Below are 3,621 nucleotides of genomic sequence, written 5' to 3' on the forward strand. Positions count from 1 at the left end.
TTTCTGGATTTCGGGTCCCTGTACGCGTTAGCTATAGGGTAAACAAGTCCGGAATGACAGGATGTGATAACACAAGATGAAGTCACAGTCCTCTGGCGAGAGACTATGACGGGGCGAAAGGCTATAAGACCTGCGATGTCTTTAAGGACATCGGAGGTCTACACGCTTTGATTGTTAAGCTTTGGGATTCTCACGGTCTCCGCCAGCTGGCGGATCCCTCAGAATGACAAAGAATGTAGCTCGATTGTTAAAAATTCTAAATTATTATACTATTAGGACATAAATAAAAAAATATGGAAGAAAATAGAGTTGTAAATCCTATGGAGTCTAGTGAAGATAGGCCAGTTGATATATCTCTTCGTCCAAAGGAGATGGGTGATTATATTGGGCAGGAAAAGATTAAAGACAATATTAAAATAACTATTGAGGCGGCTAAAAAAAGAGGTGAGTCTATTGAGCATATGCTTTTGTATGGTGCTCCTGGTCTTGGTAAAACAACTTTGGCTCATATTATTGCCAATGAAATGGGGGCAAATATTCGGGTGACTTCTGGCCCAGCTATTGAAAAATCGGGTGACTTGGCTGCCATACTCACAAATTTGACTGAAGGTGATATTTTGTTTATTGATGAGATTCATAGGTTGAATAAAACTATTGAGGAAATACTATATCCAGCGATGGAAGACAATGCTCTGGATATAATAATTGGAAAGGGTCCTTCGGCGAGAACTCTGCGTATTGATTTGCCGAAAATTACTATAATTGGAGCTACTACTAAAGTGAGTCTCTTGTCAGCTCCTTTGCGGGATAGGTTTGGAGTGATTCATCATCTTAATTTTTATGAAGTTGAAGATATTGAAAAGATTATAAAAAGAAACTCGGGAATTTTGGACACTCATCTAGATGAAGAATCGGCGACTGAAATAGCTAGGCGTTCTAGAAGAACTCCACGTATTGCCAATAGACTTCTTAAAAGAGTTAGAGACTATTGTGAAGTGAGAGCGGATGGAACTATAAATAAAGAAAATTGTTTTTTGGCTTTTGATATGCTTGAGGTAGATAAACATGGACTTGATTGGATAGATAGAAAAATTTTGGAAACAATAATTGATAAATTTAATGGAGGACCTGTTGGACTGAACACAATAGCAGCGACAACCGGGGAGGATATTTCAACGGTTGAAGATGTTTATGAGCCGTATTTAATGAGACTTGGATTTATTGATAGGTCGCCGAGAGGAAGAATGGTGACTGATCATGGGTATAAACATATGGGGAGGAAACGGAAAGAATAAAGAATATTTCCATTCTAGTAATTATTTTGCAAATTTAAGGGAGTTATCTCGGCTCTCTTTTCTTCTATAAAATATATGAAAATATCAGATTTTGACTTTGAATTACCGAATAATTTAATAGCAACTACCCCAGCTAATCCTAGGGATAGTTCGAGGCTTTTGGTTTTGGATAAAAAAGATGGAGAGATTGAACATAAAAAGTTTTATGATATATTGTCGTATCTAGAAAAAGGTGATTTGCTTGTTTTGAATAATTCAAAAGTATTTCCAGCGCGGCTGATTGGAGAGACTGAGGATACTGGGAGAAAAGTTGAAGTTTTTTTGTTAAATAATGAAAAAGAAAATGTTTGGAAATGTTTAATTGGGGGAAGAAAAATAGAAGAAGGATTAAGAGTGAAAGTGAAAGACAACTTTGTAGCCGAAATAATTAAAGATAATAACGATGGTACGTGGTTGGTGGATTTTTCCATGGATGGAAAAGAATTAATGGAAGCCTTGCATAAATATGGAGAAATCCCTTTGCCTCCCTATATTGAGAAGCAGAGAAAAGCAGAAGAAAATACTTCGGCAAGCTCAGCACAGGATCCTTCGGCAAGCTCAGGACAGAGGAAAGAAGAAGAGGATAGAGAAAATTATCAAACTGTTTTTGCTGATGATGAAAAGAATGGGTCTGTGGCGGCTCCAACGGCTGGACTTCATTTTACCCCGGAGTTATTGAAAAAAATAAAAGAGAAAGGAGTAGAGATAGAATATATAACCCTGCATGTTGGGATGGGAACATTCGCACCAGTAAAAGTAGATGACCCCAAAAAACATAAAATGCATTCAGAGTGGGTGGAGATAAAAAAGGAAGTTGTAGAGAAAATAAATAAAACTAAAGAAAATGGTGGTCGAGTAATAGCAGTTGGGACAACAACAAGCAGGGCTCTAGAATCTCTCATTGAAATTCGAAATTCTAAATTCGAAATTCTAAATTCACCCGCTTGGGTAGATATATTTATTTATCCTGGATATAAATTTCGAGTAGTCGATGCGATGATAACAAACTTTCATTTGCCTAAATCAACACTTTTGATGTTGGTTTCTGCTTTTGCCTGCGCTGAGCCTAGTCGAAGTGCAAGGAAAGAGAGTATTGATAAGGCATATAAAGAGGCAATAAAAAATAATTATCGTTTTTACTCTTATGGTGATGCGATGTTAATAAAATAAATTATAATATTATATGGAAATTAAACAATTACAAAGTAAGGTTTCTAAAGTTTTTATAGATAACCTAAAAAGAGATAATATTGATTTTAGTGATGACTATTTGGTCCTAAAATTATCTGAAGAATTTGGTGAATTTGCTCAGGCATATTTAGTTCATAAAAAAAGATGTAGACCGGAAAAATATTTATCTTCAAGTGACTCTCAAAGGGAACTTTCAAAAGAGTTGTCTGATGTTTTAGGGCTAGTTCTTGTGATTGCAGAAAAACTAGAAATTGATGTTGAGGAAACTTTAATTAAAAAATGGGTTACCCGAGAGTTGATCAAATAAAAAAGCCCTTTATTTTTCAAAAGGGCTTATGTTTTTTTGATATGAATGGCTATGGTGAAATATGGGTTAGACAGAGTTTTGAAAAATCAATTTCCCAGGCTTCGCCTTTCCCTACTTCATAACAACAACCATCAATACCACATTTTTTGAGAAAATACTCAGGTATTGATCTGGTAAGTTCTAAATGAGTTACAACAATCACGGCATCAGCCTCATGGTTATTTGCCTCGATAGTTTCACAAGATTTTTCTTTACTCCCCCGATGTGAAATATCGTCCCAGAACTCCTCGTGCTCCATAAGATCGACTTTTAGAACTTCGTTCATTGCCGTTGCGCTATCAGATGCACGTGGCGCAGAAGATGACAAGATTAAAGCCGAGGCGCCGTTTAAATTTGCTTGAACTTTTTTCGCAAGCTCATTCATTTGTGTTTTACCGTGGTTACTCAGTCTGAGATTATCGTCATAATGGCCATGTCTTACAATAATGAGTTTCTTCATTCTTTCCTCCTTTTTTTTGGTTGTGTTTAAGGATGTTTCTTCTAATAAAAATTATTATCTTTTTTATATAAGCAATTAAATTGCACATAACTAGATTATAAAACAGTAAAATGGCAAATTAATTTTTAAAAATATCATTATTTTTTACTTTTGTCAATCTTGGGATTTTATTCTCCTTGACTATTATAAAAAAATAAGGTAATACTATATATATTGTATTACAAATAAAGAGAATATTAATAACTTATGTCAGTACCAAAAAAGCGAAGGACCCCAGGTTCCGCGGGAAG

The 3,621-nt window shown here is 35.4% G+C and carries 4 protein-coding genes; 3 read left to right on the top strand and 1 reads right to left on the bottom strand.

Annotated features, from left to right (window positions below; all coding sequences use genetic code 11):
• The first annotated feature begins 293 nt into the window (after positions 1-293).
• From ruvB to PF572_06290, 3 genes are all read left to right on the top strand, one after another.
• Positions 294-1,295, top strand: a complete 1,002-nt coding sequence (gene ruvB / locus PF572_06280; protein MDA3840660.1) for a Holliday junction branch migration DNA helicase RuvB — start codon at positions 294-296, stop codon at positions 1,293-1,295.
• 75 nt (positions 1,296-1,370) lie between these two features.
• Positions 1,371-2,504 carry a tRNA preQ1(34) S-adenosylmethionine ribosyltransferase-isomerase QueA gene (gene queA, locus PF572_06285; protein ID MDA3840661.1) on the top strand — a complete coding sequence of 378 codons (1,134 nt, stop codon included), beginning with the start codon at positions 1,371-1,373 and terminating at the stop codon, positions 2,502-2,504.
• 13 nt (positions 2,505-2,517) lie between these two features.
• The gene (locus PF572_06290) at positions 2,518-2,832 is read left to right on the top strand and encodes a hypothetical protein (GenBank protein ID MDA3840662.1); all 315 of its coding nucleotides are present in this window, start codon (positions 2,518-2,520) and stop codon (positions 2,830-2,832) included.
• Positions 2,833-2,881: 49 nt separating this feature from the next.
• On the opposite strand, the gene PF572_06295 is transcribed toward PF572_06290, so the two are convergent.
• On the bottom strand, positions 2,882-3,331 hold the full coding sequence (locus tag PF572_06295; protein ID MDA3840663.1) for a phosphoglycerate mutase family protein: 450 nt from the start codon (positions 3,329-3,331) through the stop codon (positions 2,882-2,884).
• Between the last annotated feature and the right edge of the window lie 290 nt (positions 3,332-3,621).

This window comes from Patescibacteria group bacterium (assembly GCA_027858235.1).
Lineage (GTDB): Bacteria > Patescibacteriota > Patescibacteriia > Patescibacteriales > BM507 > BM507.

Bases quoted from the DNA above. Each gene is read 5' to 3' on its own strand.
- queA (MDA3840661.1), top strand. From the start codon at position 1,371: ATGAAAATATCAGATTTTGACTTTGAATTACCGAATAATTTAATAGCA.
- ruvB (MDA3840660.1), top strand. From the start codon at position 294: ATGGAAGAAAATAGAGTTGTAAATCCTATGGAGTCTAGTGAAGATAGG.
- PF572_06290 (MDA3840662.1), top strand. From the start codon at position 2,518: ATGGAAATTAAACAATTACAAAGTAAGGTTTCTAAAGTTTTTATAGAT.
- PF572_06295 (MDA3840663.1), bottom strand. From the start codon at position 3,331: ATGAAGAAACTCATTATTGTAAGACATGGCCATTATGACGATAATCTC.